Origin of the sequence: Wenjunlia vitaminophila DSM 41686 (assembly GCF_000380165.1) — a bacterium.
GTDB classification, from domain to species: domain Bacteria; phylum Actinomycetota; class Actinomycetes; order Streptomycetales; family Streptomycetaceae; genus Wenjunlia; species Wenjunlia vitaminophila.
Genome location: NZ_KB904635.1, coordinates 32,193 through 50,346 on the forward strand (window position 1 = coordinate 32,193; position 18,154 = coordinate 50,346).

At 72.3% G+C, this 18,154-nt stretch carries 17 protein-coding genes and 1 pseudogene; 10 read left to right on the top strand and 8 right to left on the bottom strand.

Features of this window, described 5'->3' with window-relative positions; translation table 11 throughout:
- Window positions 1-62: 62 nt before the first annotated feature.
- Window positions 63-290, top strand: coding sequence for a DUF3107 domain-containing protein (locus A3IG_RS0101460; protein WP_018381763.1), 228 nt, complete (start codon window positions 63-65; stop codon window positions 288-290).
- A gap of 272 nt (window positions 291-562) precedes the next feature.
- Window positions 563-835: a hypothetical protein gene (locus A3IG_RS0101465; protein WP_018381764.1), complete on the top strand. Its 273-nt coding sequence runs from the start codon at window positions 563-565 to the stop codon at window positions 833-835.
- 47 nt (window positions 836-882) lie between these two features.
- Here A3IG_RS0101465 and A3IG_RS0101470 read toward each other — a convergent pair whose 3' ends face one another.
- Window positions 883-1,602 carry a ferritin-like fold-containing protein gene (locus A3IG_RS0101470; protein WP_018381765.1) on the bottom strand — a complete coding sequence of 240 codons (720 nt, stop codon included), beginning with the start codon at window positions 1,600-1,602 and terminating at the stop codon, window positions 883-885.
- A gap of 366 nt (window positions 1,603-1,968) precedes the next feature.
- Between A3IG_RS0101470 and A3IG_RS28180 the strand changes: the two genes are divergently transcribed.
- On the top strand, window positions 1,969-3,594 hold the full coding sequence (locus A3IG_RS28180) for a DEAD/DEAH box helicase (protein ID WP_322887978.1): 1,626 nt from the start codon (window positions 1,969-1,971) through the stop codon (window positions 3,592-3,594).
- A gap of 128 nt (window positions 3,595-3,722) precedes the next feature.
- A complete protein-coding gene (locus A3IG_RS28185) occupies window positions 3,723-4,679 on the top strand; it encodes an alpha/beta fold hydrolase (RefSeq protein WP_040910675.1) in 957 nt (318 codons plus the stop codon).
- A gap of 54 nt (window positions 4,680-4,733) precedes the next feature.
- Here the strand turns inward: A3IG_RS28185 and A3IG_RS0101485 are convergent, their stop codons facing one another.
- On the bottom strand, window positions 4,734-5,720 hold the full coding sequence (locus tag A3IG_RS0101485) for an NYN domain-containing protein (protein ID WP_018381768.1): 987 nt from the start codon (window positions 5,718-5,720) through the stop codon (window positions 4,734-4,736).
- Window positions 5,721-6,129: 409 nt separating this feature from the next.
- On the opposite strand from A3IG_RS0101485, the gene A3IG_RS34490 reads away from it, so the two are divergent.
- Window positions 6,130-6,282, top strand: a complete 153-nt coding sequence (locus tag A3IG_RS34490) for a hypothetical protein (RefSeq protein ID WP_018381769.1) — start codon at window positions 6,130-6,132, stop codon at window positions 6,280-6,282.
- Between the two features lie 379 nt (window positions 6,283-6,661).
- On the opposite strand, the gene A3IG_RS0101495 is transcribed toward A3IG_RS34490, so the two are convergent.
- From A3IG_RS0101495 to A3IG_RS0101505, 3 genes are all read right to left on the bottom strand, one after another.
- On the bottom strand, window positions 6,662-7,519 hold the full coding sequence (locus A3IG_RS0101495; RefSeq protein ID WP_018381770.1) for a PHP domain-containing protein: 858 nt from the start codon (window positions 7,517-7,519) through the stop codon (window positions 6,662-6,664).
- A gap of 100 nt (window positions 7,520-7,619) precedes the next feature.
- On the bottom strand, window positions 7,620-8,258 hold the full coding sequence (locus tag A3IG_RS0101500; RefSeq protein WP_026219786.1) for a DUF6758 family protein: 639 nt from the start codon (window positions 8,256-8,258) through the stop codon (window positions 7,620-7,622).
- Between the two features lie 118 nt (window positions 8,259-8,376).
- On the bottom strand, window positions 8,377-8,982 hold the full coding sequence (locus tag A3IG_RS0101505) for a suppressor of fused domain protein (RefSeq protein WP_018381772.1): 606 nt from the start codon (window positions 8,980-8,982) through the stop codon (window positions 8,377-8,379).
- Window positions 8,983-9,558: 576 nt separating this feature from the next.
- Here A3IG_RS0101505 and A3IG_RS0101510 point away from each other — a divergent pair.
- The gene (locus A3IG_RS0101510) at window positions 9,559-10,650 is read left to right on the top strand and encodes a magnesium and cobalt transport protein CorA (RefSeq protein WP_018381773.1); all 1,092 of its coding nucleotides are present in this window, start codon (window positions 9,559-9,561) and stop codon (window positions 10,648-10,650) included.
- 25 nt (window positions 10,651-10,675) lie between these two features.
- Here the strand turns inward: A3IG_RS0101510 and A3IG_RS32215 are convergent.
- A pseudogene (locus A3IG_RS32215) lies at window positions 10,676-11,815 on the bottom strand (DMT family transporter); the annotation flags it as partial.
- On the opposite strand from A3IG_RS32215, the gene A3IG_RS0101525 reads away from it, so the two are divergent.
- Window positions 11,708-12,226 (top strand): hypothetical protein, encoded by a 519-nt coding sequence (locus A3IG_RS0101525; protein WP_018381776.1) that lies wholly within the window; start codon window positions 11,708-11,710, stop codon window positions 12,224-12,226. The pseudogene A3IG_RS32215 and the gene A3IG_RS0101525 overlap by 108 nt on opposite strands.
- Before the next feature lie 89 nt (window positions 12,227-12,315).
- Here the strand turns inward: A3IG_RS0101525 and rox are convergent, their stop codons facing one another.
- Together rox and A3IG_RS0101535 are read right to left on the bottom strand one after the other, a co-directional pair.
- The gene (rox, locus tag A3IG_RS0101530; RefSeq protein WP_018381777.1) at window positions 12,316-13,860 is read right to left on the bottom strand and encodes a rifampin monooxygenase; all 1,545 of its coding nucleotides are present in this window, start codon (window positions 13,858-13,860) and stop codon (window positions 12,316-12,318) included.
- Window positions 13,861-14,047: 187 nt separating this feature from the next.
- The gene (locus tag A3IG_RS0101535; RefSeq protein WP_018381778.1) at window positions 14,048-14,818 is read right to left on the bottom strand and encodes a hypothetical protein; all 771 of its coding nucleotides are present in this window, start codon (window positions 14,816-14,818) and stop codon (window positions 14,048-14,050) included.
- 203 nt (window positions 14,819-15,021) lie between these two features.
- Here A3IG_RS0101535 and A3IG_RS0101540 point away from each other — a divergent pair, with 203 nt between their 5' ends.
- Genes A3IG_RS0101540 through A3IG_RS0101550 form a run of 3 tightly spaced genes read left to right on the top strand, consistent with a single transcriptional unit; the run spans window position 15,022 to window position 18,152 of the window.
- Window positions 15,022-16,392 (top strand): magnesium transporter MgtE N-terminal domain-containing protein, encoded by a 1,371-nt coding sequence (locus A3IG_RS0101540; RefSeq protein ID WP_018381779.1) that lies wholly within the window; start codon window positions 15,022-15,024, stop codon window positions 16,390-16,392.
- Entirely contained in the window at window positions 16,382-16,978 is a 597-nt protein-coding gene (locus A3IG_RS33490; protein ID WP_018381780.1) for a DUF1003 domain-containing protein, read from the top strand. The genes A3IG_RS0101540 and A3IG_RS33490 overlap by 11 nt, the downstream gene beginning before the upstream one ends.
- 16 nt (window positions 16,979-16,994) lie before the next feature.
- Window positions 16,995-18,152 carry an Mrp/NBP35 family ATP-binding protein gene (locus A3IG_RS0101550; protein ID WP_018381781.1) on the top strand — a complete coding sequence of 386 codons (1,158 nt, stop codon included), beginning with the start codon at window positions 16,995-16,997 and terminating at the stop codon, window positions 18,150-18,152.
- Window positions 18,153-18,154: the final 2 nt, after the last annotated feature.

Sequence of the window (18,154 nt, forward strand, 5' to 3'; positions counted from 1 at the left end):
AGTAATCTTGGCCCGTACAACGCGCCTGGTGCGCGACCACTGACCGTCGGAAGGACATAGCAGTGGAGGTCAAGATCGGCGTGCAGCACGCACCCCGCGAGATCACCCTGGAGTGCGCGCAGTCAGTCGAGGAGGTCGAGCGGGCGGTCACCGAGGCCATCGGCGGCAAGGCCCAGGTGCTGTCCCTGATGGACGAGCACGGCCGCCGGGTGCTGGTTCCGGCCGACAAGCTCGCCTACGTCGAGATCGGCGAGCAGGCCGCGCGCAAGGTGGGTTTCGGCACGCTGTAGTACCGCCGTGCGCGTCCGGTGGGACGGGCACGGTCCACCGCATCCGTCGCACGACCTTCGCACAGGCACCCTGTACGCGTGCGCCCCACGAATGGCACCCGATCCAGCGGAACCTGGATCGGGTGCCATTCGATCATTTGGCCGAAAATGACTCATGGCTGGAGACCGATCGGGGCGTAGGCGCCGCGGGGCCCGGGTAGTACGGCACCAAGCGATCAGAAGGTGCCCGCGCACACACCGTGCCGCGCCCGAGCCCGCGTGGGAGGGCCGCCATGCTCTTGGAGACACTCGGCTTCGCCCTGGTGGGGGTGGCCGCCGCCTACGGGGCGATCCGCCTGCTCCCCCGGCGTCTGCCGTCCCTGCTGCTGGTCGCGACCACCGGCCTGATCGCCGCCCTGGTGGGCGGCTGGGTCACCCGCAGCGTGGTCGGTCCCGGCAACCAGGTGGTGACCGTACCGGTCGCCGCAGCCGTGTCGGTGGCCCTGATCACCGTGCTGATCTCCCCCAAGCCCCGGCCCAGACACGCGGCCTCCCGCCACGCCTGAACGGGGGCGCCCGGAACGGCGCCGGGACGCCGACCCCCCGTGAGTCCCTACGCGGCCAGTCCGAGCGCACCCATCCGCCGGGTGTGCGCCTCGGTGATCCGGCTGAACATCCGACCCACCTCGGCGAGGTCGAACCCGTCGGCCACCCCGCCCACCAGCATGGTGGACAGCGCGTCACGCTCGGCCACCACCCGTTGGGCCTGGCTCAGCGCCTCTCCCATCAGCCGCCGCGCCCACAGCGCGAGCCGCCCACCAACCGACGGCTCGTCCTCGATCGCCGCGCGGACCTTCTCCACCGCGAACGAGGCGTGCCCGGTGTCGTCGAGCACCGCGAGCACCAGGTTCCGGGTGTCGCTGTCCAGGCGGGTCGCCACCTCCCGGTAGAAGTCGCTGGCGATGGCGTCCCCGACGTACGCCTTGACCAGCCCCTCGAGCCAGTCGGACGGCGCGGTGTGCCGGTGGAACGCCTCGAGCGCGGCAGCGAACGGCTTCATGGCCTCGGTGGGGTCCACCCCGACGGCCGCCAGCCGGTCCCTGAGCTGCTCGAAGTGGTGGAACTCGGCGGCGGCCATGGCGGCGAGCGCAGCCTTGTCCTCCAGGGTCGGCGCCAGCTTGGCGTCTTCGGCCAGACGCTCGAAAGCAGCCAGCTCGCCGTAGGCCAGCGCGCCCAGCAGGTCCACCACCGCTGCGCGGTACCTCGGGTCGCTGGCTGCCTGCTCCCAGTCCTGGGTGGTGATCGCGTCGGCGTTCTGTACGGGGGTGTCCATGCGACGCACTGTAGTCCGCCCTGCGGGTGACACGGATGTGCGCTGGGAGGTTGTGAGCGGTGCGTGGCGAAACTTGATCGGGTACAGATGCGTCCGGTCGGGGTACAGTGGTAAGGAAGCCCGTCGGATTTCCGGCGGGTGATCGCAGATGTGCGGATGCCCGGTCGGTGGCCCGATCGGCTCCGAACCGACCGCCCTCCCGCCACCGGGCAGGAGGGGCCCGCTCGCGGCTGTGCGAGGGCTTGCGCTGTGACCTTCCCGGCGATACGCCGGTTCGCCTGCCCCGGCCAAGGAGCTAGTGGCGCAGGCGCACCCCGCCGGCGGCCGGCGCCCGACACCGGGTGCCTGGCCCCCTCGCTGTCACACATGCCGCGTCTCACAGAAGAGGCAAGCATCCTGACTACGACGTTTCGAGACTTGGGAATCCTCCCCGAGACCGCCGAGGCCCTGGAAGCCGTCGGCATCACCCGTCCCTTCCCGATCCAGGAAATGACCCTGCCGGTCGCGCTGGCCGGCAGCGACGTCATCGGCCAGGCCAAGACCGGCACCGGCAAGACCCTCGGCTTCGGACTGCCGCTGCTCGAGCGGGTCACCGTTCCGGCGGACGTCGAGGCCGGACGCGCCACGCCCGAACAGTTGCCCGACGCCCCCCAGGCCCTGGTGGTCGTCCCCACGCGCGAGCTGTGCCAGCAGGTGACCAACGACCTGCTCACCGCGGGCAAGGCCCGCAACGTCCGGGTGCTCGCCATCTACGGCGGGCGTGCCTACGAGCCCCAGGTGGAGGCGTTGCGCAAGGGCGTCGACGTGGTCGTCGGCACCCCCGGCCGGCTGCTCGACCTGGCCGGCCAGAAGAAGCTGCGCCTGTCCGCGGTGCGCGCGCTGGTCCTCGACGAGGCCGACGAGATGCTCGACCTGGGCTTCCTCCCGGACGTCGAGAAGATCATCCAGATGGTTCCGGCACGACGGCAGACCATGCTGTTCTCGGCGACCATGCCGGGTCAGGTCATCTCCCTGGCCCGCCGCTACATGACCCGTCCCACCCACATCAGGGCCACGGCGCCGGACGACGAGGGCGCCACCGTGGCGAACGTCACCCAGCACGTGTTCCGCGCGCACTCGCTGGACAAGCCGGAGCTGGTGACCCGGGTGCTCCAGGCGGAGGGCCGTGGGCTCACCATGATCTTCTGCCGCACCAAGCGCACGGCGGCGGACGTGGCCGAGCAGCTCGCCCGACGCGGCTTCGCCTCCGGCGCGGTCCACGGTGACCTGGGCCAGGGGGCCAGGGAGCAGGCGCTGCGGGCGTTCCGCAACGGCAAGGTGGACGTGCTGGTCTGCACCGACGTCGCGGCCCGGGGCATCGACGTCGAGGGCGTCACCCACGTGATCAACTACCAGACCCCCGACGACGAGAAGACGTATCTGCACCGGGTGGGCCGCACCGCCCGCGCCGGCGCCTCGGGGATCGCCATCACGCTGGTGGACTGGGACGACATCCCCCGCTGGCAGTTGATCAACAAGGCCCTCGAGCTGCCGTTCCACGAGCCGGAGGAGACCTACTCCACCTCGCCCCACCTCTACGAGCTGCTGGGCATCCCGCAGGACACCACCGGGGTGCTCCCGCGGGCCGACCGGACCAGGGCCGGCCTGGACGCCGAGGAGCTCGAGGACCTCGGCGAGACCGGTGGCCGGCGGGGACGCGCGGGCACCAAGCAGCCCGCGGAGACCCCCCGCCCGCGTCGGGAGCGCCAGCGCCGCCGCACCAGGGGCGGCGTGCCGGCAGCCGAGCACGGCCGCGGCGAGTCCGGTACTGCCGGGGAGCCGAAGGCGGCGAACACCGGAGGCGGGGCGACGGAGCCGGTCGAGGGCGTGTCCCCGCCGGCCGGGGACGGTGCCCCCGAGCGGTCCAAGGCGACGCGCTCCCGTACCCGCCGCCGCACCCGCAACGGCGTGGCGGTCTCCGCGCGGGACGCCTCGAGCGGTTCCGCGGAGTGAACCGTGGCCACGTTGGACCGCCGGCCCGCCACCCCCGGGGTGGCGGGCCGCGTCGTTCCCGGGCGGGCCGTCCGTGGGCGCCCGGCGGTCGCGGGTTGCACGGGTCGGGCACCGGGTAAGCCGGGCGCATGAGTTCACCCCCGTTTCTCCAGTTGCCCGACGTCGCCCGGGCCGAGCAGGTACGGACCACACGCGGCACCTTCGCGGTGCACCAGGCGACGCCGTCGGGACGGCCGCGGGGCACCGCGTTGCTGGTGCCGGGTTTCACCGGGAGCAAGGAGGACTTCATCGCCGTCCTCGAGCCGTTGGCCGACGCCGGGTACCGGGTGGTGGCGATGGACCAGCGCGGCCAGTACGAGACCCCCGGACCGCGCGACCCGGCCGCGTACGGCCGGGCCGAGCTGGCCCGGGACGTGGTGGCGGTGACGGACGCCCTGGACTCGCCGGGGCCGGTGCACCTGCTGGGCCACTCCTTCGGCGGGCTGGTGGTGCGGACCGCCGTGCTCCACCACGGACCGGCCCGCTGGGCCTCGCTGACGCTGCTCAGCTCGGGCCCCGCGGCCATCGACGAGACCGAGGCCGCCAGGGTACGGCTCCTGGTGGGGGCGCTGGCCTCGTTCGACCTGGAGACCATCTGGCAGGCCAAACGGGAGCTCGAGGGGCCGGCCAGGACGGACCCCGGGGGGCGGCCAGGGGAGACGGTCCCGTTCGCCGCGCCGACGTCCCCGGCCGTGGAGGAGTTCCTGCACCGGCGTTGGCTCGCCACCGTCCCCGAGCACCTGGCGGCGGTGGGCGAGCAGTTGCTGACCGAGCCGGACCGGGTGGCCGAGCTCGCGGCGGTGGGGATGCCCACGTTGGTGCTCTCCGGCGGCGTCGACCACGCCTGGCCGGTTCCCTGGATGGACGAGATGGCCCGACGTCTGAGGGCTCGTCGCGTGGTGATCCCCGAGGCGGGCCACTCCCCCAACGCAGAGTTCCCCGAGCGGACCGCCGCCGCACTCGCCGCGTTCTGGGACGCCACCGGGCCGGACGCGCCGCACCTGGCCCCCGGGCAGCGGGGCGGCTCGGTCAGCCGCCCGGCCTGAAGGACGGGGCCGCCCCGGTGGCAGGAGCGGGCCGGGGTGCGCGCCGGCGTCGGCTCAGAACTGCTGCTGGAGGTGGTCCCAGAAGCCGTCGCGCAGGGCGCGGCGCAGGTCGCCGTGCCCGCGCAGTGAGTACTCCAGGATGCCCTCGGCCTCGACCAGCAGTTCCTGGTCGATGGTGCCGGGGAGGTACGGGTGGTTGGGCAGCAGGTCGGCGAGGTTGTCCCGCCCCCTGGAGGCCAGCCACTGCGCCGCCACCCGCGCCCCGACGAACCGCACATCATCCCTGGTCGGCACCGGTCCTGGGCCGGGCCCTGCTCCCACGGACGGCCAGCCCCCCGGATGGGCCGCCCCGTTGCCGGGCCCCGGGCCCCTCTGGGGACGGGGGGCCAGGTAGGGCCGGCAGAACTCGAGGTCGAAGGTCCGTTGGCTGTCCACCTCCCACAGCAGCGGATCGGCCTGGTTCTTGCCGAACACCGCTTCGATCCCCCAGAGGTGGACCCGGGCCCCGTACGCCTGTGCCGCCTCCACCACCGACACCAGGTCCTCGTCGCCGCTGATCAGCACCGCGTCGCTGATCGCCCGGTGCCTGGCGAGCGACTCCAGGTCGCCGCGGATCAGCGAGTCCACGCCCTTCTGCTGGTTGTGGGCGTTGAGGTTGCCCAGTCTCACCTTGACGTCGGGCAGCTCGGCGATCTGTCGCTGTTCCACCGTCGGCACCCGCTGCCGGGCGCCGTCGTACCAGTACACCCGCAGCAGCCGGCTGTCCGGGAAGATCGACCGCGCCTTGTCGATCAGGGCCTCGATCAGCAGTTCCGCGTCGAGGTCGAACGCCTTGCGGTCCTCCGTCCCCACGACCAGGCGCCCCGCGGCGGCGTACACGTACCCCGCGTCCACGAACACGGCGTGGGTGGACGGCGTCGTGGCCACCTCGGCGAGCACGCGTCGCAGCAGGTCGTTGGTCTCGACCAGCTCTGCGCGGATGGCCTCCAGGGGGTCGGGGGCGGCGACGGGCGCGGCGTCATCGCGAGGTGCGTCGTTCATGTTCGGCCATTCTCGGCGCGTGCTCGACAGGTCACAACCCGCGGCGGCGGCGTTCGCCCGGGGCGCACCGGGTGACGGCGCTCTTCAGTCATCAAGAAATTTCGTTAGGACAGGGAATGTTTGCATCGCTATAGAGGTTAGGACTAACAGAGTTGCCACTGTGACGCCTGGTGCCGTCGAGGTCACCCATCGGTCACCCCGAGGGGGTTACCCAGCGGCAGGATCGGTCGGGACCACACCCGATGGCCGATCACCGGACTGGACGAGCACGATCCAGGTAACCCGAATGGCGTCACCCAGCAGGACACTGCCGGAAAAACCGGCAATCTACTCTTAACGGGTAAGCAACTCGATGGAAGCAACGATCTCGCACCGTGGAGACCGTGCAGGCCGACGAAGGGAGCTGAAGATGCACTTCGAGATCAGACGTCTCAACGAGACCGAGGGAATCGAAACCGACCGCACGGTTGCGGACGCCGCAACCGTGGACCAGCTCGTCCAGCAGGCCGCAGCCGCCGGCGAACGCCTCTACATCCGACCCATACCTGCCCCGTCCGCGTAAGCCTCGGACCGCTACCGATCGCACACGAGTACGGTCACCACCGCGCCGTTCCGGCGTGACCGTCCTCTCGGACGCGGCCACGACGAACGGCTCGACACGACCCCGTCCACCCGACGGACGCGACCTCCGGTGAGGCTCCGCGTGACCCGCCCCCCAGCCCGTCGCTGGGCTCCTCGGCAGCCCGGCGGACGACTCCGCCGCCGCACTCGGCGGTGCTGTCCGCCAGCGAGCCGCACACCCGGCACCGCTGCTCGTCCCTGCCGCCGAACCGGCGGAGACGGACACGGGTGCCGGTCGGGCCCGGCGATGTCCGGTGGGAGTGCCGTCAGCAACGCCCCGCGCTCACCCGCGGGGCGTTCGCGCACGTGTGGCACGGTCGTCAGCGGCCGGTGACAGGACGGGCCCCGGTCGCCCTGTCCAGCAGCTCCTCGAGCACCTCGGGCGCGGTGGTGTGGGCACCGAGCGGAACCGCCTTGCGGCTTCCGTGGTAGTCGCTCGACCCGGTGGTGAGCAGCCCGCACTCGGCGGCCAGCGCACGCAGCCGGGCCCGGGTCGGGGCGTCGTGGTCCTCGTGGTCCACCTCGATGCCGTCGAGCCCCGCGTCGGCGAGGGCGCCCAGGACGCCCTCCGGGACCACCCGGCCGCGCTTGACGGCGGCGGGGTGCGCGAAGACGGTGACCCCGCCCGCCTCCCGGACCAGCTCCACTGCCCGGAACGGGTCGAGCTCGCGCTTCTCCACGTAGGCGCGCCCCTCAGAACCGATCCAGTCCGCGGTGAACGCCTCGTCGATCGAGGCGACCACACCGACGTCCACCAGGGCGGTGGCCACGTGCGGGCGGCCCACCGCCCCGTCGCCGGCCACGCGCATCACCTGGTCCCAGGTGATCGGGGCGCCGAGCTCCCGGCAGCGCTCCACCATGGCACGGGCCCGCCGGAACCGGTCGGTGCGGACCAGTTCCATCTCACGGGCCAGCGCGGCATCGGTGGGGTCGAACAGGTAGGCGAGCATGTGCAGGCTCACCGCACCGAGCCGGCAGGAGAGTTCGGCTCCCGGAACGAGGGTCAGCTCGGGGGCCACCGCGCGCAGGGCGGTGATCGCCGCGGCGTGCCCGGCCACGGTGTCGTGGTCGGTGAGCGCGACGACGTCGAGGCCGGCCCGCGCGGCGTTGTGGACCAGCTCCGCGGGGGCGTCGGTGCCGTCCGAGGCGGTGGAGTGGGTGTGCAGGTCGATGCGCACGGCACGGACTCCAGAGCTCGGGAGGCGGGGACCGTCGGGCCAGGAAGCCCAACGGGGCCACAGGATAGCGCCGCCGCGGACCGGCGGGCCCGGCCACCGCTCAGGACAGCAGGCGGGCGGAGAGCGTCCCGCAGGGCAGCAGGTCCACCTCGGCCCCGGCCTCCCGCAGATCGGTGAGCACCAGCTCGTCGTACATCATCAGGCCCGACCGCTCCGGCCAGACCACCGCCCACAGCCACAGACCGCGGGCCTCGCCGGCGAAGACCACGCGGTCGGGCGGGCAGTCCTTGACGTACCACAGCGGGGTGAGCCGTCCGGCGGCGAGCACCTTGGCCTGCGGGGGCTGGTCCACGCACATCCCCGGGCCGGGGTCGGGGCCGTCGATTCCGGCGTAACGGGCACCGAGACCGATCCCCAACTCCTCGGCGACCAGCAGCAACTCGGCCGTGCCACCCAGCGGGCCGGGGCCGGAGCAGACCACCGCGCTCGCCCGGCCGCCGGCCACGTCATCGCCCGCGTAGGCCACACCGGTGAACAACCACCCCACCGGGAGCGGCCACGGCATCCACACCGGTACCCGGGACCGGTGCACCATGGCACCCAGCGCCTCGACACTGGGCGGGACCACGGGTTGCAGCGGATGAACCGTCCCGTGCACGCCGCACTGCCACGAGTCGGAGAAGAGACCGGGCGCCCTGACCCGGCCACCGCACTTCGGGCAACTGGGTTCGCCCCTCATAACGCCCCACGGTCCCCCCGAACGGTCCTGTGCGTCAAGGACGATCACCCGGACGGGCTTCGGCCCGCGACCGGGCCCCGCGCCGGGAACCGGAGCCCGGTGGACGTGACGGCTCGGGTCAGTCGGCGAGCGGCACGGTGCCCCGGGCCGGGTCCCGGAGGTCCGTGCGGTGGCGCAGCCAGAGCTCCTCCAGGGCGGCGGCGCCGTGGACCCGCTTGTAGGCGGCCTCGTTCGGCGTCATGGGCAGCAGCGGGTGCCAGCGCACCGGCTCCGCGGGCGCCGGCAGCTCGAGGTCCGGCACCACTCCGCCGGGCTCCCCCACCAGCACGGAGCCGAACGGCGCGCCGGGCCACAGCGGCGGCCCGCCCAGTTCCAGTGCGCCGCCCGGCGCCACCACCACGCCCTCGACCTGGGGCGAGGCGGCGAACACCGCGAGCGGGCGGAGCACCTCGTCCTCGACGTCGTGCAGCGAGAGGACCAGTTCGGCGCGCGGGCCGCGCAGCGGGTCGGCCACGGCCGCGAGCGGGTCGTGCATCGGGCGGCGGGACATGCCGAGGGTGACGTACCGCACCACCGAGGGGTCGTCGGTGACGAAGCGCAGCACCTCGATCCTGTCGGCACCGAGGAAGGTGACGGCGGCCCGGCCCCGGGGTTCCCCGAGGGCGGCCACCAGGTGGGTCTCCACCAGGGCGAGGACCTCGTCCTCGAAGCGAGCGGCGTCCATGGGTCTGGCGTTCACACCGTGGGCAATCGTCGGGCCGTCCGCACGGGGCGACGGCGGTGGGCAACAGCCGACTGGGCGAGCCAGCATTCCCGTTGAACAGGGCATTGAAACCCCGTGCTGCTATTGTAGAGCGTCGGTCGGAGTGACAGCGGATCGCTGACGCTCCGACAGTGATTCGATCCGGGCGACCTGGCGCAGCCGGGATCGCCGGTCCCGAGCACGTTGGACTCCCCCAGCGGGGAACGACCGAGGGAGGTGGGGCTGCGCATGGATCCAAGCCGACCGTGCAGTACCAGCGGCTCTCCCGTCCGGTCCCAGGTCCACGACCCCGCCCGCTGACGCTCTCTCATTCGCGCCGCCGCTGACCGCAAGCGGTATCCGCAGGGCATGGTTCGCATCCGGTCGATCCCGAACGCCGTGCCGGTGTGCCGGCGCCGTGACCGTGGCCCGGCCCGCACCAGGGCGTTCCCAACGGAAGAGCACCTCCGCCTCACACCAGACGTTCGATGGTGATGAGTCGCCGCCCGGTGGCATGGCCCGGCCGGGAACGGCGGCCTGCCCGCGAAGGAGCTTGCGATGTCGATGATCCGCGATCTGCGAGCCGTGGTCCGCCCCGCCCGGCGGCGCAACCACCCCTCTCCGGTCAAGCACACCCCATCCAGCGCGGTGGTGGACTGCGCGGTCTACCGCGACGGTCGCCGACTCAGCGAGCACCGCACCCCGTTCGAGGCACTGCGGAAGGTGCGCGACGGCGGTGAGGGCTTCGTCTGGATCGGGCTGCACGAGCCGACGCAGGCGGAGTTCGCCGGCCTGGCCGAACGCTTCGGCCTGCACCCGCTGGCCGTCGAGGACGCGGTGCACGCGCACCAGCGCCCCAAGCTCGAGCGGTACGACGACGTGCTGTTCACCGTCTTCAAGACCCTCCGCTACGTGGAGCACGGCGGCCCGGCCTCGAACAGCGAGGTGGTGGGCACCGGCGAGATCATGGTCTTCACCGGAGCCGACTTCGTGATCACGGTGCGGCACGGCCGGGGTTCGCTGCGCTCGCTGCGCCACCGGCTGGAGAGCCAGCCCGAACTGCTGGTCAAGGGCCCCTCCGCGGTGCTGCACGCCATCGCCGACCAGGTCGTGGACTCCTACCTGGCGGTGACCGACGCGGTGCAGGACGACATCGACGACGTCGAGATCAAGGTCTTCTCCGAGTCCTCGTCCAGTGGTCGGCGCGGCACCGACGCCGGACGGATCTACCAGCTCAAGCGGGAGGTCCTGGAGTTCAAGCGCGCGGTCTCCCCGCTGCTGCGGCCGATGCAGCAGCTCTCGGAGCGGCCGATGCGGCTGGTCGACCCGAAGATCCAGGCGTACTTCCGGGACGTCGCCGACCACCTGGCCCGGGTGAACGAGCACGTCCTGGCGTTCGACGAGCTGCTGAACTCCATCCTCCAGGCCAATCTGGCGCAGGTGACGGTGGCCCAGAACGCCGACATGCGGAAGATCAGCGCCTGGGTGGCGATCATCGCGGTGCCGACCATGGTCTGCGGGATCTACGGGATGAACTTCGACCACATGCCGGAGTTGCGGTGGCGCTACGGCTATCCGATGGTGCTGGCGGTGACGGCGTCGATCTGTCTGGCGATCCACCGCGGGTTCCGTCGGAACGGCTGGCTCTGACCCGGTCCGCCCGGATGACCAGGGCCAGGCCGACCAGGATCAGCGCCAGCGCGGGACAGGCCGCCACCGGGGGCGTCTGTCCCAGCCAGACCGCGGCGATCAGCGCGGCGCACGGCGTCTCCAACAGGATCGCGGTGGTGGTGATCGACGGTCCCAGGCTGCGCACCACGCGGTTCAGCAGCGAGTGGCCGAGCAACTGGGCCGCGACGGTGAGCAGGACGAGCTTGAACCAGGTGGTTCCGGAGTAGCCGGCCAGGTCCTGTCGGTACCCGAGGCAGACCGCGAGCAGGAGCACCGCTGTGGTGGAGTAGCAGACCAACGTGTAGGCCCAGGTGCCGACGGTCCGTCGCACCCGGGCGCCGAGCACCACGTAACCGGCCACCGCCATCCCGCCGGCGAGTGCCAGGGCGTCGCCGGCCAGCGCCCGGGTGGACATCGAGAGGTCGACCCCGGTCAGCACCAGCACCCCGAGGAACGCCACCGCGATGCCCACCCAGACCATGGTCGGTGGGCGGTGCCCGCCCAGGTACAGCAGCACCGTGGTCCACACCGGGGTGGTGGTGACCAGCGCGGTGGACGAGGCCACCGAGGTCATGCCGAGGCTGGGCACCCACAGCCCGAAGTGCAGGGCGAGCAGCGCCCCGGCGGCCACGGCGAGCAGCAACGTCCGCCGCTGGATCGCCAGCAGCTCCCGCCGGTGCCGCAGCAGGACCACCGGGCCTATCACCCCGACCGCCATGGCGTTGCGCCAGAAGGCGATGGCCAGGGCGGGCGCCGCCGTCGCCGCGATCAGCGGCGCGGACAGCGAGACCCCGGCGATGGCGACGCCGAGCAGCAGCAGGTCAACGGGGGGAACGCTGCCGGCGCCCGGGGTGGCGACCGGCGTCCGTCCTGCGGGGTCAGCGCGCACGGTGCTCCTCGGCTGGGGAGGCGACGGGTGGGTGTGATGGCCAGCGTAACGACCGCCATGACCGCCGTACCACCTATGCTCGATATGCCGGTTGACTGTCCTCTTCCGGCCGGTCACCCGGGAACGACCGGCGGGTAGCCTGCCCCCATGACTCTGCTCGATCAGGCGCTCGTGGAGGAGTCGGCGAAGAAGTCGGCGCTCATCTGGATCACGGTTCCGGACGGCACCGCCCGTCCGCTGTGGCACGTCTGGCACGACGGAGCGGTGCACGTGGTGGGCGACGGCGCGGAGCAGCCGTTGCACGGTCTCGCGGACGGCGCGACCGCCCTGGTCACCGCGCGGAGCAAGGACAAGGGCGGTCGGCTGGTCCGGTGGCCCGCGCGGGTGCGTGAACTGGCTGCGGGCAGCGCCCCCTGGCGGGCCGCGGCCGAGGAGCTGAAGGGCAAGCGGCTCAACGCGCCGGACGCCGAGGGGCTGCCGGAACGCTGGGCGGCGACCGGGGCACGGGTGCTCCGGCTGGAGTTGGCCGGAGCCCCGGACCAGGCGCCGGGAACGTTGCCCGACACCTCCGGGGCGGCTGCGCCCCTGCCGAGCCCGGCGGTCACCCGCCGGCCGATCCCCGCCGCGCTCCCCCGGCTGCTGACCCGCCGCGGGCGGCGGGGCTGACGGCGACCACCGGCGGGCGGCCCGTCCGGAACCGCCCGCCGGCCTCCCGGCGCGCTACCCGCCGGTCTCCCGGCCGCTCGGGCGGGGAATCAGGTGGCGGGCCTGCCGAACCAGCGGGAGAGGTGGTCGTCCAGGTCCCGCTGATCGTCGCCGATCCAGGCGACGTGGCCGTCGGGGCGGAGCAGGACGCACGGGACATCCAGTGCCGCAGTGGGGTCCGCGAGGTGATCGACCCGGTCTGACCAGCCGCCGACGGTCAGGCGTTCGGTGCGGTCGAGCAGCAGGCCGCGGCCGCGGTGCAGCAGGTCGTAGAGGTGGCCCTGTTCCACCTCGATGTCACGCAGGCGGCGGCCGAGCAGGTCGGGGCCTTCGCCGAAGTCGTAGCGGATGCCGATCGCGGTGATCTTCTCGATCAGGTGGCGGTTCACCTCGTCGAAGTCCATCAGTTCGGTGAGCAGCCTGCGCACGGCCCGCGGGCCCGGTCCTGTGGACAGCAGTTCCATCTGGGCGCGGGTGTTGTCCAGCACGTCCTCGGCGACCGGACGGCGCTCTGCCTGGTAGGTGTCGAGCAGTGTTTCCGGCGCCCAGCCGCGGATCTGTGCGGCCAGCTTCCAGCCGAGGTTGAACGCGTCCTGGACGCCCAGGTTGAGGCCCTGCCCGCCGGTGGGCGGATGGATGTGTGCCGCGTCGCCGGCCAGCAGCACCCGCCCGACCCGATAGCGTTCGGCCAGCCGGGTGGCATCCCCGAAGCGGGACAACCAGCGCGGGGAGTGCACGCCGAAATCGGTTCCGGCGATGGCGCGCAGTTGTCGTCTGAAGTCCTCGAGGGTGGGCGGTTCCGCGCGGTCGCTGACTCCCGCGCCGGGGACCACGACGCGGTAGGCCCCTCCGCCGAAGGGTTGGAGACTGAAAGCCCTGTTGGTCTCGTGGATCTCGCTCACCCTGGCGGCGATCTCCTCCTGCGGCACACCCACTTCCATCTCGCCCATCAGGGTCTCGGTCCGCGAGGGCTCGCCGGGGAAGCCGACGCCGAGCAGCTTGCGCACCGTACTGCGCCCGCCGTCACAGCCGACAAGATAGCGCGAACGTAGCTGTTCACCGTCGGCCAGCTCGACGGTCACGCCCTCGTCGTCCTGAACGAAACCGGCCACCGCGCACCCGCGCCGGACCTGCACACCCAGGTGGACCGCATGGTCTTCGAGCAGGTGAACGATGACCGGCTGCGGGATGCCCAGCAGATAGGCGTGCGCGGAGTCCAGCCCCCTGGGTGCGGGTTTGGGGATGGCGGCGAAGAATCCGCCGGCAGGACGCTGTCTTCCGTGTTCGAGAACGCGATCCAGCAGTCCGCGCATGGCCATCAACTCGATGCTGCGAACGTGCAGGCCCACGATGCGGACGAACGACACGGGCTCGGTGTCCTTCTCCAGGACGAGTACCCGCACGTCGTGCAGCCGCAGTTCGGCGGCCAGCGTCGCGCCGGTCGGCCCGCACCCGGCAATGATCACGTCGAACCCCGGGGGTGTGCGATCGGCGCCGGAGGCCGACGAACGGAGTCCGGGGGCGTCGCCCACGGTGAGGTCGCGCCCGACCGTGTCGCTCGACGACGGTTCGGCGGTGAACTGCGGAGAGGCCATGGGTGTTGCCTTTCGGGAGTGCCTTGTTGAGAGGCGCTCCCGGCGACACCTACGTCAATCGCCCGACCGTGACGGGTAGGGGGAGCGCCCACGTCGATACAGCGTTCATGGGTCTCACCTCCTCGGGCGGTGTCGCGGTCCGCCGCAAGCTACAAGTCCGACCGTCACTGCGTCCAGTCCTTTGCCGTCACCGGGAGTCGACCACCTGGTCGCCGTAGTCCACGATGTGCTTGGCGTCGGGCGCCCGCAGGGTGAAGTCCTTGTTGTAGTCGCTCAGCTCCAGCTCCCCCCCGCCCCGGGCCCGGGTGTAACGCAGCGGGTAGGGGGTGTCCTCCAACGACACCTGCACCGATCCGCCCCGGCCGTCGTCGGCCGTGAGGGTCACCGTTCGGGTGCCGTTGACCTCGCCCCGCTCGCCCTTCTCCAACTCGCCGTGGAGCACCAGGAAGCCGTCGAGGAGCACCTGGAGGTCGGTGAAACCGCTGAGCTGCTGGTACGAGGGGTCGTCGCTGGGCACCTTGAGGTACTTGTCCTTGAGCTTGTCCGCCGCTCCCTCCGCCACGGCGGCGTGCCCCTCGTCGGAGCCGGCGTCCTGGGATGACCCGCCGTTCTCGTCGTGGTCCCGGTAGAACTCCTCGTCGGCCCTGAGGTAGAGGTCCTCGCCCACCCGGAGCAGTTCGAAGGTGGCGCCGTCCTTGGTGACCTCGCCGACCCCACCCGCCTCGTTGAGGCGCATGTCCAACCGGAAACGGCTCCCCTCGCTCACCACGGTGCCGGTCATCCGCACCGCGGTCGCGGACTCGGCCGCCGCCCGGGTCCTGGACTCTATTTCCTCGGGGGTGAGCTTGCCCACGCCGTTGGTGCCCGCGTCGGGGTCGTCCGATCCGCAGCCGGCCAACGCACCGACGACCACGAGGCCGGTGCCGAGGGCGAGCCCCAACCGGGTACGCGCGACCACGTCGTTCTGCCTCCAGCACACGGGGAAGGGCGAAGTCCGCCAAGAAGCTACCGCAGAGTACCGGGTCATGGGCAACGTTCGGAGCCCGGATGCGGCCGTCCGATCGGCGCACCCACCGCGCCGCCGGAGCCGGCCCCGGTTAGCCTGGAAACGCGCGGGCCGCGGAAGCGGCCGCGGGCAGGGCTCCGAGGAGGACGTGTTCCATGGCCACAGGAGCCTCCCGGGTCTTCGTCTCCCACCTGTCCGGGGTGCAGGTCTTCGACCCCAACGGCGACCAGGTCGGCCGGCTGCGCGACGTGGTGACGATGCTGCGGACCAGCGGTGTGCCGCCGAGGGTTCTCGGCCTGGTGGTGGAGGTGGTCGGTCGCCGCCGGATCTTCCTGCCGATGACCAGGGTCACCGGGGTGGAGTCCGGGCAGGTGATCACCACCGGGGTGGTGAACATGCGCCGTTTCGAACAGCGGCCGACCGAGACCCTGGTCCTGGGCGAGCTCCTCGACCGCCGGGTGCGGTTCCGGGACACCGGCGAGGAGGCCACCGTCCTGGACGTCGGACTGGTGCGGCAGGGCCGGGAGTGGACCATCGACAAGGTTTTCGTCCGGCGGGGCAAGGGCAAGGGGGGTGCGCTCCGCCGCCGGGGCGACACCCTGACCGTGGAGTGGTCGACGCTGACCGGGTTCTCGGTGGCCGAGGAGGCGCAGGGCGCGGCCAACCTGCTGGCCACCTTCGAGCAACTGCGCCCCGCCGACCTCGCCAACGTCCTGCACCACCTGTCGGCCAAGCGCCGCGCCGAGGTCGCCGCGGCGCTCGACGACGACCGGCTCGCCGACGTCCTCGAGGAACTGCCCGACGACGACCAGGTGGAGATCCTGGGGAAGCTCAAGGACGAGCGGGCCGCCGACGTGCTGGAGGCGATGGACCCGGACGACGCCGCGGACCTGCTCTCCGAGTTGCCCGACGCCGACGCCGAACGGCTGCTGGCACTGATGGAGCCGGCCGAGGCCGAGCCGGTGCGGCGCCTGCTCACCTACCCGGAACGGACCGCCGGCGGCATGATGACCACCGAACCGATCGTGCTGGAGCCCGACGAGACGGTGGCCGACGCCCTGGCCCGGGTCCGCAACGCCGACCTCTCCCCGGCCCTGGCCGCCCAGGTGTACGTCTGCCGTCCGCCCACGGAGACGCCGACCGGCCGCTACCTCGGCGTGGTCCACTTCCAGCGGCTGCTGCGCGACCCGCCGTTCACCCTGCTGGGCTCCATGGTGGACGCCGACCTCCAGCCGCTCCCCCCGGACGCCGCGCTGCCACTGGTCACCAGCTTCCTGGCCACGTACAACATGGTGGCCGCGCCCGTGGTGGACGAGGACGGTCACCTCCTGGGCTCGGTCACCGTCGATGACGTGCTGGACCACCTGCTCCCGGCCGACTGGCGCGAGTCCCCGCCGAGCAACGGCTCCGCCCTGCTCAACGGCTCCTCCCAGGAGGCGGCCGACCCCGGCCGGGCTCCGGGCCGCGCCGGGGTCGGGGAGGCCCGGGACGGCGGCGCGACGGAAGGACCTCGCGGTGGCGGGTGAGCGCACCAGCGGTACCGCCGCACCGGGTGGCCAGCCCCGCAGCGGCAGCTCCGCCCTGCGCGACGGCTCCCCGCGGGTGCGCCTCGACCAGCCGATGTCCCGCAGGCGGAGCTGGTTCGCCCTGCCCACCTACGACCGGGACGTCTTCGGCCGGATGTCGGAACGGATCGCCCGTTTCCTGGGCACCGGGCGGTTCATCGCCTGGATGACCGTGGTCATCGTGGCCTGGCTGGTGTGGAACACCACCGCCCCGGAGTCGCTGCGGTTCGACGGCTACCCGTTCATCTTCCTGACCCTGGTCCTGTCCCTCCAGGCGTCGTACGCCGCACCGCTGATCCTGCTCGCCCAGAACCGGCAGGCCGACCGGGACCGGGTCAACCTCGAACAGGACCGGGCCCGCAACAACCGCAGCATCGCCGACACCGAGTACCTGACCCGGGAGATCGCGGCGCTGCGGATGGGGCTCGGCGAGGTGGCCACCAGGGACTACCTGCGCTCGGAACTCCAGGCCCTGCTCAGGGAGCTACAGGAGCAACAGGGCGGCACGGACGGCCGGACGCGGGGCGCGGCTGAGCCCGACCGGTAGGTCGTACCATCGGGGCATGGCTACCCAGACGTACGACTCCGCCCCGACCGCCGAGGCGGTGCGCACGGCACTCGCGACGGTCAACGACCCGGAGATCCACCGACCGATCACGGACCTCGGCATGGTGAAGTCGGTGGACATCGCGGCGGGCGGGGCGGTCAAGGTCGTCGTCTACCTCACCGTGTCCGGCTGCCCGCTGCGCGACACGATCACCCGTGACGTGACCGACGCCGTCTCCGCAGTGCCGGGCGTGACCGCGGTCCAGGTCGAGTTGGACGTGATGAGCGACGAGCAGCGCCGTGAGCTGGCCACCAGGCTCCGCGGTGGACAGGCGGAGCGCGAGGTCCCGTTCGCCCGGCCGGGTTCGCTGACCAGGGTCTACGCGGTCGCCTCCGGCAAGGGCGGGGTCGGCAAGTCCTCGGTGACCGTCAACCTGGCGGCGGCGATGGCCGCCGACGGGCTCAAGGTCGGCGTGGTGGACGCGGACATCTACGGCCACTCGGTTCCCCGGATGCTGGGCGCGGACGGCCGCCCCACCCAGGTGGAGAACATGATCATGCCGCCGTCGGCGCACGGCGTGAAGGTGATCTCCATCGGGATGTTCACCCCGGGCAACGCGCCGGTGGTGTGGCGCGGCCCGATGCTGCACCGGGCCCTCCAGCAGTTCCTCGCCGACGTGTTCTGGGGCGACCTGGACGTGCTCCTGCTCGACCTGCCCCCGGGGACCGGTGACATCGCCATCTCGGTGGCGCAGCTCGTGCCCAACGCGGAGATCCTGGTGGTGACCACCCCGCAGCAGGCCGCGGCGGAGGTCGCGGAGCGGGCCGGCAGCATCGCGGTGCAGACCCACCAGAAGATCGTCGGTGTCCTGGAGAACATGTCCGGGCTGCCCTGCCCGCACTGCGGGGAGATGGTGGACGTGTTCGGCAGCGGCGGCGGCCAGCAGGTCGCCGAGGGGCTGACCCGGGCGACCGGGGCGAACGTGCCGGTGCTCGGCGCCATCCCGATCGACGTGCGGCTGCGTGAGGGCGGCGACAACGGCCTGCCCGTGGTGCTCAGCGACCCGGAGTCACCGGCGGGGGCCGCGCTGCGGGCCGTCGCGGGGAAGCTCGGCGGCCGGTCCCGTGGGCTCGCCGGCATGTCGCTGGGGATCACCCCGCGCAACAAGTTCTGAGC